Annotated in this window: 21 protein-coding genes; 5 read left to right on the top strand and 16 right to left on the bottom strand. The window is 52.2% G+C overall.

The features are described 5' to 3' along the window. Positions 1-2: 2 nt before the first annotated feature. The 8 genes from H8S44_RS01520 to H8S44_RS01555 all read right to left on the bottom strand — a co-directional run bounded on the left by H8S44_RS01520 (position 3) and on the right by H8S44_RS01555 (position 5,596). On the bottom strand, positions 3-638 hold the full coding sequence (locus tag H8S44_RS01520) for a beta/alpha barrel domain-containing protein (protein ID WP_186872819.1): 636 nt from the start codon (positions 636-638) through the stop codon (positions 3-5). 100 nt (positions 639-738) lie between these two features. Then, positions 739-1,236 (bottom strand): hypothetical protein, encoded by a 498-nt coding sequence (locus tag H8S44_RS01525; RefSeq protein ID WP_186872818.1) that lies wholly within the window; start codon positions 1,234-1,236, stop codon positions 739-741. Between the two features lie 13 nt (positions 1,237-1,249). Beyond that, positions 1,250-1,663 carry a PTS sugar transporter subunit IIA gene (locus H8S44_RS01530; RefSeq protein WP_186872817.1) on the bottom strand — a complete coding sequence of 138 codons (414 nt, stop codon included), beginning with the start codon at positions 1,661-1,663 and terminating at the stop codon, positions 1,250-1,252. A gap of 106 nt (positions 1,664-1,769) precedes the next feature. Further along, positions 1,770-2,594: a PTS system mannose/fructose/sorbose family transporter subunit IID gene (locus H8S44_RS01535; RefSeq protein WP_186872816.1), complete on the bottom strand. Its 825-nt coding sequence runs from the start codon at positions 2,592-2,594 to the stop codon at positions 1,770-1,772. Between the two features lie 2 nt (positions 2,595-2,596). After that, on the bottom strand, positions 2,597-3,346 hold the full coding sequence (locus H8S44_RS01540; protein ID WP_186872815.1) for a PTS mannose/fructose/sorbose/N-acetylgalactosamine transporter subunit IIC: 750 nt from the start codon (positions 3,344-3,346) through the stop codon (positions 2,597-2,599). An 84-nt stretch (positions 3,347-3,430) separates the two neighbouring features. Next, complete coding sequence (locus H8S44_RS01545) at positions 3,431-3,916, bottom strand: PTS sugar transporter subunit IIB (protein ID WP_186872814.1); 486 nt, start codon at positions 3,914-3,916, stop codon at positions 3,431-3,433. A 40-nt stretch (positions 3,917-3,956) separates the two neighbouring features. Next, a complete protein-coding gene (locus tag H8S44_RS01550; RefSeq protein WP_207724125.1) occupies positions 3,957-4,616 on the bottom strand; it encodes a bifunctional 4-hydroxy-2-oxoglutarate aldolase/2-dehydro-3-deoxy-phosphogluconate aldolase in 660 nt (219 codons plus the stop codon). 59 nt (positions 4,617-4,675) lie between these two features. Further along, entirely contained in the window at positions 4,676-5,596 is a 921-nt protein-coding gene (locus tag H8S44_RS01555) for a phosphoglycerate dehydrogenase (RefSeq protein WP_186872813.1), read from the bottom strand. A gap of 283 nt (positions 5,597-5,879) precedes the next feature. Between H8S44_RS01555 and H8S44_RS01560 the strand changes: the two genes are divergently transcribed. Both H8S44_RS01560 and H8S44_RS01565 read left to right on the top strand, forming a co-directional pair. Further along, positions 5,880-8,219: a transcriptional regulator gene (locus H8S44_RS01560; protein WP_186872812.1), complete on the top strand. Its 2,340-nt coding sequence runs from the start codon at positions 5,880-5,882 to the stop codon at positions 8,217-8,219. A gap of 204 nt (positions 8,220-8,423) precedes the next feature. Further along, positions 8,424-8,630, top strand: a complete 207-nt coding sequence (locus tag H8S44_RS01565; protein ID WP_178039330.1) for a cold-shock protein — start codon at positions 8,424-8,426, stop codon at positions 8,628-8,630. 98 nt (positions 8,631-8,728) lie between these two features. On the opposite strand, the gene H8S44_RS01570 is transcribed toward H8S44_RS01565, so the two are convergent. Genes H8S44_RS01570 through H8S44_RS01590 form a run of 5 tightly spaced genes read right to left on the bottom strand, consistent with a single transcriptional unit; the run spans position 8,729 to position 13,555 of the window. Beyond that, a complete protein-coding gene (locus tag H8S44_RS01570; protein WP_186872811.1) occupies positions 8,729-9,499 on the bottom strand; it encodes a sigma-70 domain-containing protein in 771 nt (256 codons plus the stop codon). A gap of 4 nt (positions 9,500-9,503) precedes the next feature. Continuing rightward, on the bottom strand, positions 9,504-9,899 hold the full coding sequence (locus H8S44_RS01575) for a DUF3783 domain-containing protein (RefSeq protein WP_186872810.1): 396 nt from the start codon (positions 9,897-9,899) through the stop codon (positions 9,504-9,506). A gap of 10 nt (positions 9,900-9,909) precedes the next feature. Beyond that, complete coding sequence (gene rlmD, locus H8S44_RS01580) at positions 9,910-11,268, bottom strand: 23S rRNA (uracil(1939)-C(5))-methyltransferase RlmD (RefSeq protein ID WP_243167441.1); 1,359 nt, start codon at positions 11,266-11,268, stop codon at positions 9,910-9,912. Between the two features lies 1 nt (position 11,269). After that, positions 11,270-12,214, bottom strand: a complete 945-nt coding sequence (locus H8S44_RS01585) for a 3'-5' exoribonuclease YhaM family protein (protein WP_186872809.1) — start codon at positions 12,212-12,214, stop codon at positions 11,270-11,272. 60 nt (positions 12,215-12,274) lie between these two features. Beyond that, on the bottom strand, positions 12,275-13,555 hold the full coding sequence (locus tag H8S44_RS01590) for a S1C family serine protease (RefSeq protein ID WP_186872808.1): 1,281 nt from the start codon (positions 13,553-13,555) through the stop codon (positions 12,275-12,277). 120 nt (positions 13,556-13,675) lie between these two features. Here H8S44_RS01590 and H8S44_RS01595 point away from each other — a divergent pair, with 120 nt between their 5' ends. The 3 genes from H8S44_RS01595 to H8S44_RS01605 are packed head-to-tail and all read left to right on the top strand — an operon-like array spanning position 13,676 to position 18,206. Continuing rightward, a complete protein-coding gene (locus H8S44_RS01595) occupies positions 13,676-16,060 on the top strand; it encodes an endonuclease MutS2 (protein WP_186872807.1) in 2,385 nt (794 codons plus the stop codon). 7 nt (positions 16,061-16,067) lie between these two features. Next, a complete protein-coding gene (locus H8S44_RS01600; RefSeq protein WP_186872806.1) occupies positions 16,068-16,769 on the top strand; it encodes a response regulator transcription factor in 702 nt (233 codons plus the stop codon). Between the two features lie 6 nt (positions 16,770-16,775). Continuing rightward, complete coding sequence (locus H8S44_RS01605; RefSeq protein ID WP_186872805.1) at positions 16,776-18,206, top strand: HAMP domain-containing sensor histidine kinase; 1,431 nt, start codon at positions 16,776-16,778, stop codon at positions 18,204-18,206. A gap of 75 nt (positions 18,207-18,281) precedes the next feature. Here the strand turns inward: H8S44_RS01605 and H8S44_RS01610 are convergent, their stop codons facing one another. From H8S44_RS01610 to H8S44_RS01620, 3 genes are all read right to left on the bottom strand, one after another. Beyond that, positions 18,282-20,567: a hydratase gene (locus tag H8S44_RS01610; RefSeq protein ID WP_186997522.1), complete on the bottom strand. Its 2,286-nt coding sequence runs from the start codon at positions 20,565-20,567 to the stop codon at positions 18,282-18,284. A gap of 231 nt (positions 20,568-20,798) precedes the next feature. Then, positions 20,799-23,426 (bottom strand): sensor histidine kinase, encoded by a 2,628-nt coding sequence (locus H8S44_RS01615; RefSeq protein ID WP_186997523.1) that lies wholly within the window; start codon positions 23,424-23,426, stop codon positions 20,799-20,801. Continuing rightward, complete coding sequence (locus H8S44_RS01620) at positions 23,427-24,131, bottom strand: response regulator transcription factor (RefSeq protein ID WP_186872803.1); 705 nt, start codon at positions 24,129-24,131, stop codon at positions 23,427-23,429. Positions 24,132-24,421: the final 290 nt, after the last annotated feature.

A 24,421-nucleotide genomic window follows, 5' to 3' on the forward strand; every position in this document is an offset into this window, starting at 1 on the left:
ACTTATTTGTCCTTTCTTGCTGCTACCAGAGCCTCACGCAGCTTCTTTGCGTTTGCTGTAATATCTGCAGCGCTTCCCTTGGTCAGAAGTCCGCCTACTCCAAGAACCTCTGCGCCGTTCTTTACCCATGTTGCAACGTTGTCTACGCTTACTCCGCCGCTTGCAAGGATCGGGATCTGCGGGCACGGTACCTTGAAGACCTTTGCAAGGTCCGGTCCGTAGTAGTTGGAGATCGGGAATGCCTTGATGTAGGATGCGCCGGCCTTCAGTGCCTCCAGCATCTCTGTGTAGGTAGAGCAGCCAGGTCCGTAAGGAATCTGATACAGGTTCGCCATGGTCTGAACGTCCTTGTCGAAGTTCGGAGCTACGAAGAACTCTGCGCCGTTCATGATAGCCAGACGTGCTGTGGTTGCATCCAGAACAGTACCTGCGCCTACGCAGATCTTGTCGCCGAATTTCTCTTTGATAGCCTTGATTACCTCGCCTGCATTTGCGTTGGTATAGCTGATCTCCATTACATCTACGCCACCGTCCACGCAACCCTGTGCGATTTCAAGTCCTCTCTCGATGGTCTCTACACGAACCACTGCCATGATTCCTGTTTCTTTCATTCTGCATACTGTTTCCGCTTTGTTCATGATTTTTTCCTCCTCTTTCATGCTAAGCTTTTATTTTAGGTCTCCGCGTACAGATCCTTCTGATGCAGAGACAGTTACCAGCTTTACAACTTTGATGCTTTTATGCTTTTCTGTAGTCGCCCAGAAACTTCAGTCCCATAACGATAGAGAAAAATCCGCATCCGATTACCACGACGCTCTCTGTCTCACTGGTGGTCTGTCCCAGTGGAACGCAGGCCAGAAGCGCGATTCCGATAAACAGAAACGCCAGTGCGAACGCCAGTGTCTTGCCTTTGGTCGTAGAAGGCGGAACGACTTTAACTTTCTTTTCCTTCAGCTTTTTGAACTTCGGGAAAACCTTGGTATTGAACAGTACCACATAGGATACATACCATACCACCGCCACGATCGCCCATACTACCCAGGGCCAGTTCAGGAACTTCAAAAGATAACCCAGCATGACTCCGATCGACACAGCGTTAATAATATTATTTTTCAGGAAAGTCACATACTTTTCCTGCTTTTTATCCAGAAGGTAGAAGGTATTATCCTTACGCACCTGCATCAGGCGGCGCTTCTTTGTATCTTCCACCAGATCAATATCCTTGCCGAAGAGCATACTGCGTTCCTCCTTAAATATCCAGAGATTTTCTTACGTCTACGATGGAATCCTTTGCTACAGATACGATATCCTCAGCCAGCTCGTCCAGAGTCATGGTCTCGCAGCTGCTCAGAGCCTCCATCAGAACCGGCATGTTGACACCGGTAAAGCACTGAATCTTGTGCTCATCCTTCAGTTCATCTATTGCCATAGCGGCCATATTAAACGGAGAACCTGCAAAGATGTCTACAAAAATCAGGACACCGTCTCCGTCATCTGTCTCTTTTACTTTATCTGCAATTTTATCCTTCAGTCCCTCGGGGCTGTCTGTGGGAAATAATCCAAGTGTGGTCAGGCTGTCAGCCATGGATCCGAAAAACATGGCAGAGCTCTCTTTCATAGCCTGTGCCAGCGGACCGTGTGTTACTACCATAATGTGTACCATAAATCTTTTCTCCTCATCCTCTAAAACAAACATCAGGTTAGAGCAAGATGGGGAATGAAACATTCCCCCTATCCTGCTCTTCTTCCCTGAAGAAATATCTGTGTAATTAACCGAGGAAGCCGATAGCTCCACCGATAAATCCGATTAAGAACAGCACAAGAAGTACTGTGGTAACCTTCTTACCCTTAACCTGCATCCAGTAAGCAAGCAGTGTCATCATAAGGGGTACGAAAGACGGAACGATCTTGTTCAGGATTGCGCCGAAGTCCAGAGTCGTTGTGGTCATTTCGATCTGTAATACTGCGGAAATACCAACGTATTTTACGATCATAGCGCCCAGACAGAACATACCAACAATACCGATTGCAGTTGTTACAGTCTTTACGAAGCCGCCTTCCAGGAAACGGTCAACGGAATCAGCACCCAGCTTGTAACCACGCATGAACATGTAATATGTAATACCGAAGTCAAAGCCGAAAGCAAGGAGCCAGTAAGCCCAAGCGCCTGCGATCATACCCTGCATAGCCCATGCAAGAGTGATGCTCAGGAAAATCGGTTTCATCAGACCTGCCCAAACGGTATCACCGATACCAGCCAGAGGTCCCATCAGAGCGGTCTTGATCTCAGTGATCAGTCCGCCGTCTACGCCGCCTTCCGGATCGGTTGCATAAGCTTCCTCCAGAGCGACTACCATACCGGGAATAATAGCTCCCCAACGGGGCTCTGTATTGAAATACAGCATCTGACGCTGACATCCCTCGATAATCTTTTCTTTATTGTCTCCGTACAGTTTCTGGAAAACAGGTCCGAGCATTGAAGTCATAGCGCCGGCCTGCAGTCTCTGATAGTTATATGTCATATGAGAGGATACAAACCAGGTCAATGCTGCCTTCTGTACATCTTTTTTTGTCAGCACTTTTGCTTCAGCCATGATTATTCAACTCCTTTCTCTGCATCTCTGCCGAAACCAAGCTTAATAAGAATGAATGCAAGGCAGCCGCCTACACATGCAAACATCAGCAGGTCGGTAAGTCCTGTGTAAGCTGCGATAGCAAATCCAAGAATGAAGAACGGAAGCAGTTCTTTCTTGTACATGAATTTCAGCAGCATACTCATACCAAGTGCAGGAAGCAGTTTACCTGTGGCTGCAAGACCATTCATAGCCCATGTGGGCAGGAAGTCGATGAACTGCTGAATCAGGTCGCCGCCGTACAGTGCGATAAGGAATACCGGAACTGCACGAAGCAGAAGTACCAGAGCAGGTCCACCCAGGAACTGCAGTGTACGGATACCCTTCCAGTCGCCCTTTGCGGCCAGAACATCCATACGTGTCGGCCAGATAGAAGCCAGTGTCATGTATGCTACGTGTACATAGTTGCCCAGCAGACCGATAGGTACTGCGAAAGCTACTGCTGTATCCAGGGACATACCGCCCTTGATAGCTACGAATGTACCAAGCAGACCAGCCCAGTACAGGTCGGATGCGTTAGCGCCACCTGCGCTGATCCATCCCAGATAAGAAACGTTGATTGTTGCACCAATGATAGTACCCTGTACCGGGTCGCCGTAAATCAGACCTACCCAGAAGCCTGCCATTACCGGCTCACGGAACATGTACCAGTGACACGGTCCCTGAATACCATTCAGAAGTGCTAACAGAGCCATTAATAAAGCTTGTACCATAATCTTTTCCCTCCTTGTCTTCATAACCTTTGGTACGCTTTTTATTTAAACTGTTGCCAGTTTTCGAAAGTAAGTGGGAACCCCTTAGAACTTCTTCAGGGCCTCCTCAAGCGGGAACTCTGCGTCTTCCGGAATCGGCTGGAGGAATACGTTTACTCCTGCGTCGCTGATCTCCTTCAGCTGCTCAGCCTCGAGCTTGGACATCACAACGTTCTTGTAAACGTTCTTCTTGTCGCCAGCGCCCTCGATGCCGCCTACCTGCAGGGACGGATATGCGATACCTGCCTTGCATGCGCGAAGTGCTGTGTCAGTGTTCTTGAACAGAATGATCAGGCTCTTGGTCGGGAACTCTCCGGCTTTCCACTTTGCTGCTGCGCTCTCTACGCTTTCTACGGTTACTTCGATACCTGCAGGAGCTGCGCCCAGAAGGATCTTCTTCAGCAGTGCACTGGAAGCGGAACGGTCGTCGATTACTACGATTGCCTCGGTGTCATATTTCTTTGCCCATCTTGTCATTACCTGTCCGTGAATGAGTCTGAAGTCAATTCTTGTCAGTTTTAAGTTATCCATATTACTTACCCCTTTTCTCTTATTCTTTCCTTGAGATTATTTAGCTAAAAGACTTTGCGATGGCCACAAATCTCTTTGCGCGTTCTGTTAACTCAGCGTAGTTGCCTGCGTCACGCAGCTTCTTGTCTACCAGCTGACTGCTTATGCCTGCGCCTGCGAAGCCGATCTCCAGATACTGCTTGAAGGTCTCCTCGGTTACGCCTACGGTTGCCAGGAACTTTACGTGATGAATCGGCGCGTAAATATCCTTGCAGTACTTGATTCCCAGAGTTCCTGCCGGGAACAGTTTAATGAAGTCTGCTCCTGCCTCGTCTGCAGCGCAGATTTCGGTGGGTGTCATACAGCCCGGAATGGATACCAGACCCTGTGCCAGTGTCTCTTTTACTACTGCCTCGTTGAAGTTCGGTGATACGATGAACTTCGCTCCCGCGTCCTTCGCGTTTCTTACCTGCTCTACGGTCAGAACAGTTCCCACGCCCAGAAGCAGCTCGCCCTTGAACTTGGCGTCCAGTGCCTGGATGGTCTCCTTGGTCTTTACCAGGGTATTCGGGTCTGCCGGGTCATAGGTAATCTCGAAAGCACGGATGCCGCCTTCAAACAGGGCCTCAGCCAGCTTCATCAGATCCTCGCCGTAGATACCGCGGGTGATGACCATCATTTTGTTCTCTTCGATGATTTTGATTGTGTTCTCTCTGCTCATTTTTTCAAGTCTCCTCTCAATGTTCCACAATGTTTACAGTTTCTGTTTCATTTTCTTACTTATTTAAAATACTTTAATACGTTCTCCGCCGCCATCTCGGACACCTTCTTGATGGCTCCCGTGGTAACCGCTCCCATGTGAGGCGTCAGCACCGTGTTCGGATAAGAAGCAAGCTTCGTATCTACCTGTGGCTCATCCTTCATAACATCTGCGCCGTATCCGGCGATCCAGCCGTTCTCCAGAGCCTTGTACAGGGCGTCATGGTCTACCAGATCCGCCCGGGCCGTGTTGATAACGATAGCCGTATTCTTGCAGCTCTTGAATGCCTCTTCATTCATGAACTGATGGAACTCCGGTGTGGCCGGTACATGCAGTGTAATGAAATCACATTCCTTTAGTATAGTAGAAACATCTGCTTTCCGGATGTGATACTCTTCCATGAATGCTTCGTCATAGTAAACATCAAAGCCATAGATTTCACAGCCGAAACCGCTTACGCGCTTTGCTACGCCCTTTCCGATGGCGCCCAGGCCAATGATTCCGACCTTACTTTCATTTAAATCAAGAGAAGTTTCTTTTTTCCAGATGCCTTCTTTCATGTGGGCGTCCGCCGTATTAATATGATGTGCCACATTCAGCATCAGGGCTACCGCATGGTCAGCCACTGCGTCGCTGTTGGCTCCCCGGGTGATTTCCAATGGAATGTTCCGTTTCTTCAGAGCTTCCATATCAATGTTGTCACAGCCTACGCCGTAACGGGAAACCACTTTCAAATCCGGGCACTGTTCCAGAACCTTCTCGCTTAATACCTCTGTGCCAAGAATCACTGCGTCCTTGCCTTTCAGCTCTTCTGTCAGTTCCTCTTCGGTCATGATTCTTTTATACTTATTGGTAGTGATTGTGAAGCCTGCGTTCTCAAGCTTCTCAAAAACACTCTTATCTGCCGAACCGAATGAGTTGGATGTAATTAACAAGTTCATTTCTGAGTCGTCTCCTTCCTTTTCGTCATTTCGACTATATCCGTTTTAGCATATCCTCTCTTTCTTGTCAAATTCACGAATTCTCTGGTTTTGTGTAACACGCATTTCCGCGCTCAGGGGACTTGATTTTTGCCAATTTTCCAATTATCCCTTGTTTTTTCTGGTTAGTGTGTGTATAATTTATCCATCAGTGTTAATTATACACGGAAAACGCCTGCGTTTTTACCAGAGTGTGTTTCATTTGCACTGATAAACAACACTCATTTTTGGAGAAAAATTACCCATGAACAGCAGAAAAGATATGATTTATGAGAAAATTGTGACATATACCAGGGAATCCATCCTGGACAACTCCTTCTCATTTGAGCATTGCAACGCCTTTGACATCGCCGTGGAGCTGAAAATCGACCGAAGCAATGTATCCCGTATTCTGAACCAGCTTTTTAACGACTATCTTCTTATTAAAATAAGCGGACGCCCCACCACCTATCTGTCCCGGGAGGTCATCGTAAATGAGTTTCGTTATTCCAAAGCCCCTCAGATCATTGCCAACCGGGAAGAGCTGAAGGAGCAGCTGGCCACCAATGAGCCTATGGCCGCTTCTTCTCTGCCCGATTTTCAAATCATTGGAAGCAATATCGGTGAATCCCTTCATGAGGTCATCGATACCATTCTGCCCTGCTTCATCTATCCCCAGGCAGACATGCTGCTCTTTGTGCTCATGGGCGAGCCCGGCAGCGGCCGGAAGTATTTCTGCCGCCAGCTCTTTTCCTATGCTCTGAAAAAGAAGACCTTTCCCAAGCAAAGCACTTATGTGACCGTCTCTTGGCGGCCGGACGCGGAAAACAACCAGTATCTCCTGAACGAACTGACTCCGGAGGCCACCGCCATGATCCTCATCGAGGTGGCAGATGAGATCACCGAGCGCAAAATTTATCGCATGAAGTCGGATATCTCCCATCTCTACTCCAACCAAGGCTGCCATCCACCCGTTATCATTTTCCTGGTGGACAGGGATACAGTCAAAGCGGATATTTTTTCCTCTCTGACTCCCTGCGTGGTCTCCTTCCCGAATCTGGCCCAGCGCCGGACCGTGGAGCGGCTGAAGATCATTCTGACCATCATGCAGGAGACGGCAGACTACAACCATACCCAGATCCGCGTGAACCGGGATATTCTGACACGGCTGCTCTCTTCCCGGTATAAATACAATATTTCCCAGCTGCGAAGCGAGATCCATTACGCAGTGGCCGGGGCCCTTTACTACGCCCAGGGAAATACTGCTACCCTGCTTACAAACTCTCTTTCCGCCGGAGTCCGCAGCAGCCAGACGGAAAATCAGAATTACCTGAATGAGATCACAGATTTTGTGGAGCATTCCATCCCGGAATTCATAGATCTCTATCCCGATACGGAGTGTACGATTCTGACCCTCCTTTCCTCGGACAATATGAGCTCCGTCCTCACCACCCCCAGGAAAAAGAGCTTCGACGAGACCGTATGGGATGATGTGCTACACACAGATGTGACCCTGGACAATCAGATCCTGGAGGAACGGCTTCATTTCCTGCTGGGCTTCTGCTTCCAGCAGTCCCCCATCCGTTACGATATTCCCATGCTGAATCGGCTTTACGCCCTGATCTCCGATATGATCCACGGCACCTTCAGCACCGGAAGTCTTCTGGAGGATGAGACTCTGCCCCAGTGTAGCCGCACTTCCTCCAAGCTGTCCGCCACTCTCATCGACAAGATCGAGTCCTCCTTTAACGCGACTTTGCCCAAAAGCTCTGTCAACTACCTGCGTCTCTTCCTGGATCACGCCCTTCGGGCTCTGGATGAGAGCAATATCATCTATGTCGTTGTTTCCTACGATCAGACACTGTCAGAGAACTATGCCACTTACCTGAACTATATATCCGGCACCCGCAGTTACTATGTGCTGCCCTTCGGGCCGGAGGATCAGCATCACTATCCGGCCTTTGTGAAGCGTTCTCAGAAGCTCATCGCAAACCTGAACGACTCCAAGGAGATCATCGTGGTCACTGACAAGCCGCCTCTCACGAACCTGGCGACGCTCCTGGTAGCTGCCCTGAACCGTACCATCCTGTCTCTGTACCCCATCACTATGCCCATGCTGATGAGAACTCTTACCATCATGAAAGAGGACAACATGCACGCCCTTCCCACAGTGCGTAAAATCCTCTACAGCAAAAAAGAAACCATGAAGGAGTACAACGAGAAAATCACCGGCTTCCCCAACGAATACATCAGCAAGCTTATTGCCCACCACTTTGAACGCTGCTTTGACGGAATTAATACGGTTCTGTCCTGTAAGATCCTCTACAATATCCTAAAAGATGTATTCGACTACTTCGGCTGTGAGCTGAAGACCGGTCTAGTATTGGAATTCCTGTTCCACGGAAACGCGGCTCTGTACCGAAGTACCCGTAACGAAACCGTCTGCGTGGACAAATTTGAAGAGCGCGTATCCGAGTGCGGCACCATCTACCAGATCCTGAATAAGCGAATCCACCAGTCCCGGGAGCTTTTGGCCCTGAATCTGGATGAAACCGAGGTACTTCTGCTCTGCGAGCTGCTTATTGATTACACAGACAGTGTGTAAATATTACACACTGTTTGCGCTTGACTTTTTCCCATTTTTAGGATATATTGATATTGTTCAAATGTATTTTCGAAGAGGATTGATTCACATGTTTTTGTAAGTCATCGTTCACTTTGATGCTTTACAAAAACATGTGATTTTTTATTTTCAGGAAAATGCTCGGACACAAATTATATTTTCTATATTTATAGGAGGCTTCATTTTATGAACAAGGGTACTGTTAAGTGGTTCAACGGAACAAAGGGATATGGCTTCATCACCAATTCTGAGACTGGCGAGGATGTATTCGTACATTTCACCGGCATCGTAGCTGATGGCTTCAAGACTCTGGAGGAAGGCCAGTCCGTTACTTTCGATGTAACCGAGGGTAATCGCGGACCGCAGGCTACCAACGTTGTAGTTGTAGCGTAAGCTGTTTCGATACAAAAGAGAAAGCACTCTTTGAGCGCAAAAAGGGGCGTCCCACATGGGGCACCCCTTTTTGCCGCATCATACGCGTATCATGAGTGTTATTTCTGTTCTTCCGTGTCATTGCCATCGCCGGTTCCCTCACCGGCCAGCTTCAGCAGATCTTCGATCTCCTCCACGGGCATGTCCATGAATGCGGACAGTTCTTCCACGGAAACCTGGCGCTCCAGCTCGCCGGACAGTTCTTTGATGCCGTCACTCAGCTCGTTTAAGCGATCCGCGATCAGTTCCCCTGCGGACTTCTCCGTCTGCTGATCCTCCAACGCTTCGCTGACTGCTTTCTCAATCTCCTGTTTCAGATAATCCAGCGCTGCCACGTCCTCTCCGCGGAGTCCCAGGGTCTCCAGCGCCAGCATCAGGCCGACATTGCCCTCCTGGATCAGATCTCCGATGGGCAGGCCCCTGCCTGCGTAATGCTTCGCAGTCTTCACCACCTCCGGCAAAAGCTGCTCCGTCAGATGGGCTTTCGCATCGCCGTCGCCGCTTTCCTCCACTTCCCGGCAGAGTTCCAGCAGAGCATCCTCTTCCAGTATCTTCAGGTAGCTTAAATCCTCCTCATACTGGTTCAAGAAGGTCTGCTCCTCTTCCGTCAAATCCAAAGTACCATTCTTTCCGTCCCCGGCCACAGACACATAACCCTCCACGGTAATCATTTTGGACGCCAGATAAGCAAATACCAGGTTGTACTGCTCTTCGGTCAGATCCATATCCTTCAAAAATGTCTTCACCGCATCGGTGCTGAGACGGTTATTATTGATTTTTGCCAGCTCGCCCAGATCCTCCAGGCGCTTCTGGAACGCTTCTTTTTCCATTTATTTACTCTCCTTTTTGCCCGGTCATCATTTCATGCTCTTTGCGTATTTCCTGATAAAGCTCATATAGGGTCCACCCCGCATTATGCTCTGTCACCATGGCCTTCATGGGAATCGGCGGAATCTTGGCTTTTCTGAGACTGCCCAGCAATTCCTGCAGCTTCTGCTGTCCAAAGCCATGTAACACCAACATTTTCTCCGGAATCACCGGCGCCTCTCCTTCTTCCTTCTGCTCCTCATATCCGGGCAGTCCGGCCAGCGCGCCCACTTTTTCGCTCGTCTGCTCCGGTGCGATATTGCGAATCCGGATGCCCATGCGTACCAGCACACCTTTCAGCAGCCGATCTGCGTCGGATTTCTCCGGTGTATAATAAAGCACCAGCTCTTTTTTCACAGCCATAATCTTCTCCTTATCTGCGGGTCAGCAGCCCCACATTCTCCACCCCCGCCGTCTGCGGGAACATATCCACCGGCTGCACCTTCGTAAGCTCATAGCTTCCATCTGCGCAGAGAATCTTCAAATCTCTGGCGAAGGTAGCCGGATCGCAGCTCACGTAGACAATGCGCTCCGGAGCCATGGCCAGCATGGTTTCGAGACAGGCACTGTCACAGCCCTTTCTGGGCGGATCAATGACGATAACATCCGCGTGGATGCCTTCTTTTTCATACTTCTCAGGCAGAACTTCCTCTGCCTTTCCCAGATAGAATTTCACATTAGAAATGCTGTTCAGCCCGGCATTATGCTTCGCATCCTCCACAGCCTGGGGAACGATCTCCACGCCGTAAACTTCCTTCGCGCTCCGGGCCAGAAACAGGGAAATGGTTCCAATGCCGCAGTAGAGCTCCCAGACGGTCTCCCGGCCGGTCAGCCCTGCGTATTCCAGCGCCGTACGATAGAGCTTCTCTGTCTGCACCGGGTTCACCTGATAGAAGGAAAGGGGTGAAATCTGGTAGCTGATATTGCCGATTTTATCAGTGATATAGGTCTGTCCACGCACCGGAATGATCTCGTCCCCCAGAATCACATTGGTGTTCTTCTGATTCACATTCAGGGTCAGGCTGGTCATGCCCGGAATCGTAAAGAGACGCTCTGCCAGCTTCTCGACCTGCGGGAACCTGCGGCCGTTAATGACCAGACAGACCATCAGCTGGCCGGTGGCAAACCCCTTGCGGATCAACGCATGGCGCAGAAGCCCCTTACCTGTGGTTTCATCGTAAGGCTCAATATGATGCTCGTTCAAAAAGTCGAGAATCATTTGCAGAATGTTCTGATTTTCCCCGATCCCCAGGGCGCAGTCCGTCTCCGGCACGATACTGTGGGTGCGGCCTGCATAGAAACCGGTCACGATGCGCCCCTCCTTATCCTTTCCAAAGGGGAACTGGGCCTTATTGCGGTAGCGGTAGGGATCCTCCATGCCAAGTACCGGATTCACCGGTGGCTCCGCGAAGCCGCCCAGGCGCTTCAGGTCCTCCCGTACCTTTTCTTCTTTATATAAGAGCTGTTTTTCATAGGAAAGTCCCTGGATCTGACAGCCGCCGCAGCGCCGGTGCTGGGCGCAGCGTGGTTCCTCCCGGTTCGGCGAGGGATCCAGAAGCTCCACCAGACGGGCAAAGGCGTAGGTCTTCTTTACTTTGGTCAGGCTGACCCGGGCCCTGTCTCCGGGAAAGGTATCCTTCACAAAGAGGGGATAGCCATCGACTCTGCCTATCCCCTCTCCTGCGCTTCCCATGGATTCGATTGTGACTTCCATCAAATCGTTCTTTTTCAACTTAAACCTCCGTCTTACGCAGATTGGACTCGAAGAGGCGATTGTAGCCCAGCCAGCCCATGTTTGTGCCTGCTGACTTGAAGATCTCCTTCAGAGTCTCCATCTTCGCGTCTGTATTGTCCGCCAGGTTCAATGCCATGGCCTCGGCCAGGGCCGGTTTCTTGGGGGAACCGTACTCCAGCTCCCCGTGGTGGGCCAGGATACAGTGCTTCAACTCATTCTCCAGCTTCTTCGGGAAGCCCGGTATCTGACTCGCCCGCCCAGCTATCATCTCGCTGCCCATGGCGATATGGCCCAGAAGCTGTCCTTCGTCTGTATAGTCATTCTCCGGGAACTCGGAAAGCTCATAAACCTTGCCGATATCGTGGCACATGGCCGCTGTATACAGCAGATCCCGGTTCAGATAGGTATAATTCTGCACATAGTATTCACAGAGCTTCGTCACATTCAGGGTGTGCTCCAGAAGGCCGCCCACAAAGCTGTGATGTACGGTCTTTGCCGCAGAATGAAACTTAAAACCCTTGATAAACTCTGCGTCGTCCACAAACAGACTCTTTAACAGGGCCCGAAGATGGGGCTCCTGTACCTGATTGGCATAGCCCATCAGCTCATGGTACATCTCCTCGATATCCCGCTCGCTGACCGGTAGATAGTCCGCCGGATTGTACTCCCCTTCCCGGGCTTTCCGCACCCGCTTCACATTCAGCTGCAGAGCGCCCTGGAAGCTGGTGGCCTCCGCCATAATGTCGATATAGTCCAGAGCTTCGAAGTCATCGATCCCCTGAGAGTTCGGATCCCAGATCTTCGCGTCCACCACACCGGTCTTGTCCTGTAAAATCAGGTTCTCATAGGACTTTCCGTTTTTCGTCACCGCAGACTGACGCTGTTTGCACAGATAGATGCCGGAAATGCGCTCGCCTTCCCGGATACTTTCTATATATTTCATCGTTTCTCCCTCGTTCTTTCTGTTTTCAACTGTTCTGTTTCCTGTTCGGCTGCTTCTGCGCTACTTTAGGACATCCAGGGTAACGCTGCAGACGATCTCTTTATATTCTTCCCTGCCATGGCGCATGACCTTCACCTGAATGGTCTGCTCCTTGGAGAACTTCAGGAACATCTCCTGTATCTCCGTCACAGAGGTGACGGTCTTTCCATTGATCTCCGTAATGATGTCTCCGGCCTGGATGCCGCCGTTCAGGGCAGGGGAATCCGGTTCCACATTAGACACATAGACGCCCTTGGGAATCCCCTGGGCCGCCGCGATCTCGTCCGTCACCTGGGTGCCGTGAATTCCCATATAGACCAGATCCTGGCTGTTCATCAGATGCTCGATCACATCCTTCATATCGGAAATGGCATAAGCGGTCAGGGCCTGCTCATTGCTGGTGTGGAGGCAGGAATCCTCGATGAGGCCGATGACCTGTCCGCTCAGATTCAGCAGTACGCCTGTACCGTTCTCCGAGCGCGCCATATCCGTGATCAATAGCCCGTATTCCCGATCCGTCAGGCTTACCTTATGGCTGCCCGCCAACAAATTACCAAACTTCAGGGAGGAAGCAAAGCCTGCGGGACTGCCCGCCGCAATCACCGGCTCACCGGCCTTCAGGTTCCGGGAGCTTCCCAGATCCGCGATGCCAATCTGCTCCAGGGTCGTATCCTTCACATCCGCCAGATTCACGCTGAGTACTGCCAGATTCGTCACTGCGTCGTAGTTCTTCAAAACAGCGTCCTGCGCCGTTCCGTCCGTAAAGCAGACCTGCAGATGGCTGGCCTTCTGTACCGGCCCGTAGGGCGTCAGAATCAGAAGCTCCACTCCATTATTCCCCACCAGAAGTCCCGACAGCTGCTGACGGCTCTCGTAGGTCTCGTTGAACCAGTCCGTATCGCTGCTGGCCGCCGTCACGGTCACCAGACTCTTTTCCGCGTCCCGGGCCACTGCGCGTAGCTTCGTATAAAGCTTCCCGTAGTCCTCCAGCTCCAGCTCCCGGGGCTCCGTAATCACCACCGTATCCGGTGTTCCCGAGGGCTCCTCCTCCGCTGTCGTCTCCTCCTCCCGGGGAATGGTGACGGTCTTCGTCTCGTCCTCCCCGAAGGTACGCTCCATAAAGGGACGCGCCTGCACAAAGGTAAAGCAGGCTATGATGCCGCTCACCACTGCCAGAAGCACGCAGAAACAGGCTTTCTTTACCATCCTGTTCTGATAAAAGGGCTGCTTCTTTATCTTCTCTTTCACAAAGGAAAATTCTTCCTGTTCATGTTCTTGCTTCGGATATTTTTCTTTTGCCATAGATTCCTCCACCAGGTCCAAAGGAAGTGCTACATCCATATTTTAATACATTTCCCCAGCGGTGTCCACAATTAAAAACCTCTTTTCTTTCCTGCAAAATTGGGTTATACTTGTGGTATTATGAACAGAAAATCTTATACCACACTGGAATACACGAAAATCATAGAAAAATTGACGGCGGAAGCCGGAAGTCCGGGAGGCAGGAAGCGCTGTATGGAACTGGAGCCCATGCAGAATCTCGCAGAGATCACAGCCGCCCAGCAGGAAACCTCCGACGCCCTGACCAGACTTTATCGCAGAGGCGGTCTCTCCTTCTCCGGCACCAGGGACGTACGCGCTTCCCTGAAGCGTCTGGAGATCGGAAGCTCCTTAAATATCCCGGAGCTTCTGGAGGTCTGTTCTCTTCTGGAGACCGCCGGAAGAGCGAAACAGTACGCCCGTCAGAATGAGGGACGGGAGGAGGACAGCGATTCCCTGGAGCCGCTTTTTTCAGCCCTGGAGCCCTGCTCAAATCTCTCTTCCGAGATTCGGCGCTGCATTCTCTCCGAGGAGGAGGTCAGCGACGACGCCACCCCGGCCCTGCGTCATGTGCGCCGTTCCATTCTGGCCGCCAACGACCGGATTCATTCCACCCTTACAGGCATGGTAAACGGCTCCGCCCGCACCTATCTGCAGGACGCCGTTATCACCCAGAGAAACGGCCGCTACTGCATCCCGGTGAAGGCCGAATACCGCAGCCAGGTGCCCGGTATGATCCACGATCAGTCCTCCACCGGTTCCACCCTCTTTGTGGAACCCATGGCCGTGGTGAAGCTGAATAATGATTTAAGAGAACTCTATCTGAAGGAACAGGAGGAGATCGAGCATCTTCTGGAGCTTCTGAGCAACCAGACTGCGGAATGCTCCGAGGAGCTGGCCCGGGACTATGAGCTTCTTACCACTCTGGACTTCATCTTCGCCAAGGCGAAGCTGGCCCGGGAAATGAAGGCCACCTGTCCCGAGTTCAATGAAAAACGGCAGATTTATATTAAGGAAGGCCGTCATCCCCTGCTGGATCCGAAAAAGGTGGTTCCGGTCACCATCCGGCTGGGAGAGGACTATGATCTGCTCATCGTCACCGGCCCCAATACCGGAGGTAAAACCGTCTCTCTGAAGACCACGGGACTTCTGACCCTTATGGGGCAGGCCGGACTTCATATCCCGGCTGCGGAGCATTCCCGCCTGGCCGTCTTTGACGACGTGTACGCGGACATCGGTGACGAGCAGAGTATCGAGCAGTCCTTAAGTACCTTTTCTTCCCATATGACCAATATCATCCGGATTCTGAATGAGGCTTCGCTGAATTCCCTGGTGCTCTTTGACGAACTCTGCGCCGGAACGGATCCCACCGAGGGAGCCGCCCTGGCCATCTCCATTCTCACCCATCTCCATAAGATGGGGATCCGCACCATGGCCACCACCCATTACAGCGAGCTGAAGGTCTTTGCCCTCTCCACCGAGGGCGTGGAGAATGCCTGCTGCGAGTTCAGCGTGGAGACTTTAAGCCCTACCTACCGGCTCCTCATCGGCATCCCGGGCAAGAGTAACGCCTTTGCCATCTCCTCCAAGCTGGGCCTGCCGGACTTCCTTATCGAGGACGCCAGAGGTCATCTGAGTGAACAGAATGAAAGCTTCGAGGATCTGCTGGCAGATCTGGAGACCAGCCGCCGCACCATTGAGCAGGAGCAGGAGGAGATCCGGGCGCACAAAGAGGAGATCCGCTCTCTCCGGGAAGCCCTGGAAAAGAAACAGGAGAAGCTGGAGGGACAGCGGGAACGGATCCTCCGGGAGGCCAACGAGCAGGCCCGCCGGATCCTGCAGGAGGCCAAGGACTACGCCGACCAGACTATGAAGGACTTCCATAAGTTCGGAAAGGCGAATATCTCCGCCAGTGAAATGGAGGCCGAGCGGACGAAGCTACGGGAACGCATGAAAAAGACGGAAAAAGCCCTCGACCAGGATACGCAGAAGAAGCCGAAAAAGGCATTGAAGGCCGCCGATCTCCATCTGGGAGATACAGTCCGGGTACTGAGCCTGAATCTGAAGGGCACGGTCAGCACCCTGCCTGACGCCAAGGGCAATCTTTTCGTACAGATGGGTATTCTCCGCTCCCAGGTGAAATTAAGCGACCTGGAACTGGTGGAAGAGGCTGTGATCACCGCCAAGCAGTTCCAGCGTACCAGCGCCGGAAAGATCAAGATGAGTAAGTCCGCCAGCGTCAGCACGGAGATCAATCTCATCGGCATGACTGTGGACGAGGCTCTGGCCCACCTGGACAAATACCTGGACGACGCCTACCTGGCCCACCTTCCCTCTGTGCGTATCGTACACGGCAAGGGTACCGGAGCCCTCCGGAAGGCCGTTCAGGGACTCTTAAAGCGCAACAAATATGTGAAATCCTACCGACTGGGAGAATTCGGCGAGGGCGACGCCGGTGTTACCATCGCCACTTTCAAACAGGAGTGATTCAGACATGGCAGCCAAACAGAAAATTCTGATCGTCGATGACGACGCCAATATCGCAGAGCTTATCTCTCTGTATCTGACAAAAGAATGTTATGAAACCATGATTGTAAATGACGGGGAAGAGGCCCTGCGGGTCTTTGACAGCTTCCAGCCGGGCTTGATTCTGCTGGATCTGATGCTTCCGGGCATCGACGGCTATCAGGTCTGCCGGGAGATCCGGGCCAAATCCGCCACGCCCATCATCATGCTCTCCGCCAAAGGCGAGGTCTTTGACAAGGTGCTGGGCCTGGAGCTGGGCGCAGACGACTACATTATCAAGCCCTTTGATTCCAAGGAGCTGGTGGCCCGGGTCAAAGCGGTACTGCGCCGCTATCAGCCCGTCCGCGCCGAGACTGCGAACCCCTCCGCAAAGATCGTAGAATACCCGGATCTGATCATCAACCAGACTAATTATTCTGTCCTCTACCAGGGTCACCCTGTGGATATGCCCCCCAAGGAGCTGGAGCTTCTGTATTTCCTGGCTTCCTCTCCCAATCAGGTCTTCACCCGGGAGCAGCTGCTGGATCATATCTGGGGCTACGAATACATTGGCGATACCCGGACCGTGGACGTGCATATCAAACGTCTCCGGGAAAAGATCAAGGATCATCCCTCCTGGAGCCTTTCCACCGTATGGGGCATCGGTTACAAGTTTGAAGTCAAAGGATAAGGAAGCATGAAGCATTCTCTGTATCTGAAATTTATTCTGGCCTACGTGATTTTCGGCTTGCTGAGCTTTGTTACTGTGGCCACCTTCAGTTCCCAGATGACGTTGAACTATCTGACGGACAAAAAGGCGGAGGATCTGTACCGGGAGGCCAACCATATCTCCTCCAATTTCGTGCGGAATTATTATTCCGACGCGGCAGATTCCCGCTCCCTGAGCACGATTTATTCTCATTTTCAGGCTCTGGATACCTATCTGGGGGCCTCCATCTGGCTTCTGAATACGGATGGCACGATGCTGGTGAATTCCGAGACCGGATACTCCGGCCAGTCCTCCACGGTCATCGAGAACTTTGATCCCACGGATATGGGAAACCGCTATTATCTGGTGGGCAACTTCTACGGTATGTTCCGTGAGGATACTCTCTCTGTAGCCGCCCCTGTGACCTATAACTTCAAGCCCCGGGGCTATGTGCTGATTCACCTGCCCATGTCCGCCCTTACCACGGAACGGGATTCTCTTCTGAACATTATCTATCTGACCCTTTTATTTCTCTTCCTTTTCTCCCTGCTGGTGCTGGGCGTCTTTACCTTCACCGTATACCGGCCTCTGCTGAAAATCACTGCAGCTGCCCGGCAGTATGCGGAAGGGAATTTTTCTTACGCCCTGGAGCTGGCCGGAGAGGATGAAATCGGGCAGCTGGCCGCCACTCTGAACTATATGGCCCATGAGCTGAAGGAGACCGACGAGTATCAGAAAAAGTTCGTGGCCAATATTTCCCATGACTTCCGTTCCCCCCTGACCTCCATCAAGGGCTACTTGGAAGCCATTCTGGACGGGACCATTCCTCCGGAGCTGCAGGAAAAGTACCTGAATATCGTTCTCATGGAAACCGAGCGCCTGACAAAGCTTACCAACGGGCTTCTGACCCTGAACTCCTTCGACACCAAGAAAAACCGTCTGGATATCACCGATTTCGATATCAACGCCATCATCAAGAATACGGTGGCCTCCTTTGAGGGCCGCTGTACAGCCCGCCATATCTCCATTGAGCTGCTCTTTGACGCCCGCCAGCAGTTCGTGGAGGCCGATATGGGAAAGATCCAGCAGGTTCTCTACAATCTTCTGGACAATGCCATCAAGTTCAGTCCCGACGATTCCCAGATTACCATCGAGACCACCCTGCGCCATGAAAAGGTCTTTATCTCTGTGAAGGATCAGGGCATCGGCATCCCCAGAGACAGCATGAAGAAAATCTGGGAGCGTTTCTACAAAACCGATTCCTCCCGGGGTAAGGACAAAAAGGGCACCGGCCTGGGGCTGGCCATCGTGAAAGAAATCATTACCTCCCATGGGGAGCATATTAATGCCATTTCCACCGAAGGGGTGGGAACGGAATTTATCTTTACTCTTCCGAGAGTTCATCAGGAGAGAGGCTGAAAAAGTCCCGTATCACTGACCATCTGCCGTCAATGATACGGGACTTTTTTTACGTTTTCGAACAGTTATTCTGTTCTAACCTCTGTAGTAGTTAATCAGACATCCCTTCAGGATGATCTCTCTCTCGTCGTCGGTCAGGCCGCCCAGCTTCAAGGTTACCTTCCGATCCTGTTCGCCGTTCACATAGACCGGGATCTCGGTCTGTTTCTCCTCCACTGCCTTGCGGATCTCCGGAATAAAGAGGAAGTCTCCCTTTGCAAATGGAAGCTCGCCCCCGTCAATCAGGAAGGGCAGCATACCCCAGTTGATCAGATTGGAGCGGTAACGCTTAGTGGCGTAGGAATTGGCGATATTGGCCCAGCCGCCCAGGACCTTCTGGCAGGAGGCTGCCTGCTCTCTGGCGGAGCCGTCACCGGGCTTCACAGCGAAAATGGTGCTGCCCACACCCACATTGGTCTTGTCCACAGTCGGATACCATGCGTTCAGATTTTGAAATATCGGCTTCAGCTCCGGTACAGCCTCTGCAGGACAGCTGCCTGCCTCGATGGCCTTCTCGGCTTTCTGAATCTCCTTGGCCAGGCCCACATAGGCCGGATCCTTCCGGGACAGAGTGAACTCTGCCAGACCCAACGGGTTAGAGCGGTAAGAGGAGGTCTCGCCGGAGGGAATCAGCTCATCCGTAGTGGTTACCGGATCGTGAATCTCTGATACCACTTTCAGAATCAGGTTCTCGGCCAGGGCCGGCATAGCGGGCCAGTCCTTGATATTCGGGCCAAACTTGATCTCTACGCTCGGATCTGCCACTCCCTTGCTGTCAAAGACGCGGTTCTCGTATATCTTACTGTCAAAGAAGTATCGCGGATTGCTGAAGTCCACGTCCATCTCGGTGGCTGCGGTCAGATAACCCTTATTGGCTGCGGTGGCAGCGATGGAACGGGCGTCCATCAGAGCCACAGACGCGATCTGGCCGCTCTGGAGCTTGGATCCCTCCCGGTTCGGGAAGTTCCGGGTGGAATGGCGGATACTGAAGCCGTTGTTGGACGGGGTATCACCTGCGCCGAAGCAGGGTCCGCAGAAAGCAGTCTTCAGAACAGCGCCGGTCTCCATCAGAGCGGCTGCCGCGCCGTTCTTCACCAGTTCCATGTAAATCGGCATACTTGCCGGGTATACGCTTAAGGTAAATTCATCGGGGCCGATGCTGGCGCCCTTCAGGATGTCCGCTGCCGCGCAGATATTTTCAAAGCCGCCACCCGCACAGCCCGCGATGATGCCCTGATCCACGTAAAGCTTCCCGTCGCGGATCTTATCGGTCAGATGATAATCCACCGCGCCGCCCAGGGATACCAGGGCCTTCTTCTCTACGTCCCGCAGGATATCGCCCAGATTTGCCTTTACCTCCTCAATGGTATAGACATTGCTGGGATGGAAGGGCATGGCGATCATAGGCTTCACAGCGCTCAAGTCCACATAAATCATGCCGTCGTAGTATGCCACCGGGCCGGGCTTCAGTTCCTTGTAGGCGCCGGCTCTGCCATGAATCTCATAAAACTCTTTGATGACATCATCGGTCTTCCAGATAGAAGACAGGCAGGTGGTCTCGGTAGTCATGACGTCGATGCCGATACGGAAGTCCGCGCTCAGGTTCTCCACGCCGTCTCCCACGAACTCCATGACCTTATTATTGACATAGCCCTTCTCGAATACTGCGCCAATGATGGCCAGGGCCACGTCCTGGGGGCCCACGCCCTTCTGGGTCTCTCCGGTCAGGTACACGCCTACCACACCGGGCATATTGATATCATAGGTCTTGTTCAGCAGCTGCTTGACCAGCTCCGGTCCGCCCTCGCCCATGGCCATGGTTCCCAGGGCGCCGTAGCGGGTGTGGCTGTCGGATCCCAGAATCATCTTGCCGCCCTCGGCCAGCATTTCCCGGGCAAACTGGTGGATGACTGCCTGATGGGGCGGTACATAGACGCCGCCGTATTTTTTCGCGCAGGTCAGGCCAAACATGTGATCATCCTCGTTGATGGTTCCACCTACGGCGCAAAGGCTGTTGTGACAGTTGGTCAGCACATAGGGAATCGGGAACTTCTCCAGTCCCGAAGCCCGGGCTGTCTGGATGATTCCCACAAAGGTGATATCGTGGGACGTCAGCTTATCGAATTTAATCTCCAGCCTGTCCATATTGCCGGATGTATTGTGTGACTCCAGAATTCCATAGGCGATGGTCTGCTTTCTGGCCTCCTCTTTGGAGGGCACGCTGCCGAGCTGGCTCTCCAGCACGCTTTGCGCGTCCCTGGTATCCGGGATGATCTCTGTTCCGTTCAGCAGATATGCTCCGCCTTCCAGTAATTGAACCATGTTTTTCCTCCTGCGGTTGTGAATGTTGTGTAGGCAGACGGGCGGGTCTTCTGGAAACTGCTATCGCAGTTTCCAGAAGCATCGGAGGGCCCTCCGATGTGCAAGTTTGAAAAAAGATGTGATACCAAGCAAGCTTGAATCACACCTTTTCCCAAACTTACCCGCCCTATGGCCTGTTACGTTCCATTATAAAAAGAGCCTGCAGAAATTGCAAGCTCTCTTTCTCAATTCTTATGACTGCCCAGTCTCATTTCCCGGTACAGAATCTGCCTCCGGGAAAATGATGGTTACCTTAAACAGGTCGCCGTCCAGATAGATATTGAAGCTTCCCTTCTGAAGCTCCGTCAGGTTCCGGGCAATGGATAGCCCTAAGCCGCTACCTTCGGTGCTGCGGGCCACATCGCCACGGATGAAGCGCTCGGTCAGCTCGTCAGCGTTGATGTTCAGGGGCTGTTCGGAAATATTTTTGATGCTGAACCGCACCATATGGCCCACCGTGGTCAGCTCCACGTAGACCCGGGTGTTCGGCATGGCGTACTTGGCCGTATTATTATACAGATTCTCCACCACGCGCCATAGTCTCCGTCCGTCGGCCACGATGACCACCGGTTCCTCGGGCATATCCACGATCAGCTGCAGGCCCTTGGCCTCGAACTTCTCGCTGAATTCCCCGTTGGTCTGTTGAATCAGCTCCTGGAAATTAAGGCGGTTCAGCTCCAGCTTCACATTTCCGGAGCTGATCTTGGACGCCTCCACCAGGTCATCGGTCAGGTGCTTCAGTCTCAGCGCCTTATCCTCTAGAATTGCGATGTAGTTTCTGGCACGCTCGTTCTGGATATCCTCCCGCTTTAGAAGATCCACATAATTGATAATCGACGTCAGAGGCGTCTTGATGTCATGGGATACATTGGTGATCAAATCAGACTTCAGGCGCTCGTCCCTGACACTTTTCTCCACCGCCGCGGACAGGCCGCTGCCCATCTGGTTGACCGCCTCCGCGAAAACCCGGTTATCGCCGCTGATCTGATCCATGGGAATCTGCGCGTTCAGCTCCCCTGCGGAGATCCGCTTGATGCCGTCCAGGATCCGCTGCCGCTGGGCCGCCTGTTTCAGCATAAAGATGCCCACGCCAATATCAAAGAGCACCATCAGAAATATTCCAAATTCGCGCAGAGACCAGAGCACAATATTAACCAGCCAGAATCCCACATAGGAAACCATGGCCTTCGTGGTGGTTTTCCGGTTCTTCATCACTTCCCCAAAGGCACAGCAGATCTGATACAGAATACTGTTTTTCCACAGGGTATGGGCCTTGATTCTGCGCACAAGACTGATGTAGCCGATGAGAAACATCAGATTCAATACAAAGGTCACGCCTCCGCCCACCATGGAAAATTCCGGCATCTCCAGATTTCGTACCGACACGCCGATGGACACCAGGAACAGGATAATCCAGGCCGGCACAATCAGAATCAACGCCGCCAGTTCCGACCGTACCCGGTCAAAGCGGTTCAACATAATCTCGCCATCCTCGTCGGTGCTGCGTCCTGCTGCCAGGGTCAGATACACCATGGTCAGCAGATACAGGATAGCTCCCAGCATCACTCCGTAGACTGCCACCCTGCTCACCGGCGCGATTTCCTCATACTGCTTCTTATACTGGGCCAACTTATCACTCGCCTTATACCCGGAATCCACAGCTACCACCAGAATATAATCCCCTTCCACGGAAGGCGAATAGCTCTTCACATAGCTGCTCAGCTCGCTTAAGGAGATCGGCATACCATTGGCTTCATAATTCATATCCGAGCTGTCATAAATCAGATAATCCTTATAAGAGGTCCGAATGTAGTCCAGCAGTCCGTCCTGGCTGGAAAACTTTTCCTTTCCGAAACTCTTCATATTCGTACATATCTTCTTACTGAAATTCTCCGGAGAAACCTCCGTCACAGACTTGGGAATTACGAAATAACGCATATTGGTCATGCTGGGGCTGAACAGTTCCAGGTTCTCCGTATAGGCAAAATAGTCGTTATAGATAACCGGAAGCGTGCTCTCCAGATCCTGATAGAGTTCCTGCAGCTGAGCCGTCGTCAGCTTCTTTTCCTCTGCGTAAGCCGTGATACTCCCGTAGCCCGCCGGGGCATAGCGTTCCTCCACAGCCTCCAGCTGCTCCACATTGCGGACTGTGCTCTGCATCATATCGAAGGGCGTGTCGCCGTCCGTGATGAACTCCTCCACATAGCCCGCATCGCTGTCTGATTCCTGCTTCTGCGCGATTTCGGTATTCTCAGCCCTGTCCTCCGCCGTCTCACCGGCAGAACTATAGATAGTCGAGCTGCTTCCCGTATTCGTGGTAGAGATAGAAGCCACCTCTGTACCATCCCCATTGTACAGCGACTGCTCCGTATAATTGGTAAAGCCCTTGGACAGATACCCCACCGTACCATCCTCATAGGTAATCTTCATCAATGTACCGGTCTCCATACCATCCAGAGACCAGTTCAGCAGATCCGTCAGCTCATAACAGAGGCCGCCGTCCTTTCCATCGCCACTGCCAATGGTGTTATCCGCCGCGTATTTTTCGATATCCACCAGAATCTTGCCGTCATAGACGCCATTCTTCTCAAACTTGCTCTCCCGGCTGGCCGCACGTACGCAGCGATAGATCTGCTCCAGCACCTCGTTCTGATAGTAGCCGGTGCTCTCAAAGCTCTGATCCTTTCCCACGAAGCCAAAGCCGCTGCCGCCCACGTAGACCGTACACACGACCACGGACAGCACCAGCACCACCGCGCAAATCTGATTCAATAACAGTGCCGTGAGCTTCCACGGCTTTGCGTATTCCCATCGCCTCATTTACAGCTTCTCCACCTTATAACCAATGCCCCAGACCACCTTCAGATAGCGGGGCTCCTTCGCGTTAATCTCGATCTTTTCCCGGATGTGACGGATATGGACCGCCACTGTGTTATCCGCGCCGATGGCGTCCTCATTCCAGATGCTCTCGTAAATCTGATTAATGGAGAACACTTTGCCCTGATTCTTCACCAGCAGCAGCAGAATATTGTACTCGATGGGCGTCAGCTTCACGGGCTCCCCGTCCACCGTCACCTCTTTCAGGTCATCATTCATAATCAGGCCGCCGGTCTGATAGATCTTCTGACTCTCGTCCGCCGCATTACCCAGCTTCGTATAACGGCGCAGCTGGGACTTCACCCGGGCCACAAGCTCCAGCGGGTTAAAGGGCTTCGTCACATAATCGTCCGCCCCGATATTTAAGCCCAGAATCTTGTCCGCATCCTCCGACTTGGCCGACAGAATGATGATCGGGATACTGCTCTTTTCCCGAATCTTCAAAGTAGCCCGAAGGCCGTCCAGCTTCGGCATCATAATGTCGATGAGCAAAAGCTGCACATCCTCATGCTCCAGCATCTCCACCGCCTGCAGCCCGTCGTAAGCCTTCAGAATCCGGTATCCCTCCTGGGACAGGTAAATCTCTATGGCATCCACAATCTCCCTGTCATCGTCGCAGACTAAAATCGTGTTTTTCTTTTTGTTCATGTTCTCACCCTCATATCGTTCTCAAAACGTAGATAGACAGTAAAATGACACTCTTACATTCTACTGTCTATCCATAGTTATAACAAGGCTTTTTTAAGTTCTCTGTCTGATATTTCTTAAGATTTTCTTGACATTATAACATTAACAAAAACGAGAAAATGTCCCCCTCTCCGGGCACGCTGTATTTTCCGGCTTCTGACCACGCGGCTTATTCGCACCTGATCGCCAAACTCGACCCTGCGGGTCTCAGACAGTGGCTCCTTCAGGTGCTGCCTGGCGCAGTCAGAAGC

Source organism: Anaerosacchariphilus hominis (assembly GCF_014290175.1).
Taxonomy (GTDB): Bacteria; Bacillota; Clostridia; order Lachnospirales; family Lachnospiraceae; genus Laedolimicola; species Laedolimicola hominis.

Excerpts from the sequence above, each read along its gene's own strand:
- H8S44_RS01620 (WP_186872803.1), bottom strand. The coding sequence starts at position 24,131 with ATGAACAAAAAGAAAAACACGATTTTAGTCTGCGACGATGACAGGGAG.
- H8S44_RS01565 (WP_178039330.1), top strand. The coding sequence starts at position 8,424 with ATGAACAAGGGTACTGTTAAGTGGTTCAACGGAACAAAGGGATATGGC.
- H8S44_RS01560 (WP_186872812.1), top strand. The coding sequence starts at position 5,880 with ATGAACAGCAGAAAAGATATGATTTATGAGAAAATTGTGACATATACC.
- H8S44_RS01545 (WP_186872814.1), bottom strand. The coding sequence starts at position 3,916 with ATGGATAACTTAAAACTGACAAGAATTGACTTCAGACTCATTCACGGA.
- H8S44_RS01570 (WP_186872811.1), bottom strand. The coding sequence starts at position 9,499 with ATGGAAAAAGAAGCGTTCCAGAAGCGCCTGGAGGATCTGGGCGAGCTG.
- H8S44_RS01610 (WP_186997522.1), bottom strand. The coding sequence starts at position 20,567 with ATGGTTCAATTACTGGAAGGCGGAGCATATCTGCTGAACGGAACAGAG.
- H8S44_RS01585 (WP_186872809.1), bottom strand. The coding sequence starts at position 12,214 with ATGAAATATATAGAAAGTATCCGGGAAGGCGAGCGCATTTCCGGCATC.
- H8S44_RS01535 (WP_186872816.1), bottom strand. The coding sequence starts at position 2,594 with ATGGCTGAAGCAAAAGTGCTGACAAAAAAAGATGTACAGAAGGCAGCA.
- H8S44_RS01615 (WP_186997523.1), bottom strand. The coding sequence starts at position 23,426 with ATGAGGCGATGGGAATACGCAAAGCCGTGGAAGCTCACGGCACTGTTA.
- H8S44_RS01555 (WP_186872813.1), bottom strand. The coding sequence starts at position 5,596 with ATGAACTTGTTAATTACATCCAACTCATTCGGTTCGGCAGATAAGAGT.
- H8S44_RS01590 (WP_186872808.1), bottom strand. The coding sequence starts at position 13,555 with ATGGCAAAAGAAAAATATCCGAAGCAAGAACATGAACAGGAAGAATTT.
- H8S44_RS01595 (WP_186872807.1), top strand. The coding sequence starts at position 13,676 with ATGAACAGAAAATCTTATACCACACTGGAATACACGAAAATCATAGAA.
- H8S44_RS01600 (WP_186872806.1), top strand. The coding sequence starts at position 16,068 with ATGGCAGCCAAACAGAAAATTCTGATCGTCGATGACGACGCCAATATC.
- H8S44_RS01540 (WP_186872815.1), bottom strand. The coding sequence starts at position 3,346 with ATGGTACAAGCTTTATTAATGGCTCTGTTAGCACTTCTGAATGGTATT.
- H8S44_RS01520 (WP_186872819.1), bottom strand. The coding sequence starts at position 638 with ATGAACAAAGCGGAAACAGTATGCAGAATGAAAGAAACAGGAATCATG.
- H8S44_RS01550 (WP_207724125.1), bottom strand. The coding sequence starts at position 4,616 with ATGAGCAGAGAGAACACAATCAAAATCATCGAAGAGAACAAAATGATG.
- H8S44_RS01525 (WP_186872818.1), bottom strand. The coding sequence starts at position 1,236 with ATGCTCTTCGGCAAGGATATTGATCTGGTGGAAGATACAAAGAAGCGC.
- H8S44_RS01530 (WP_186872817.1), bottom strand. The coding sequence starts at position 1,663 with ATGGTACACATTATGGTAGTAACACACGGTCCGCTGGCACAGGCTATG.
- H8S44_RS01575 (WP_186872810.1), bottom strand. The coding sequence starts at position 9,899 with ATGGCTGTGAAAAAAGAGCTGGTGCTTTATTATACACCGGAGAAATCC.
- H8S44_RS01605 (WP_186872805.1), top strand. The coding sequence starts at position 16,776 with ATGAAGCATTCTCTGTATCTGAAATTTATTCTGGCCTACGTGATTTTC.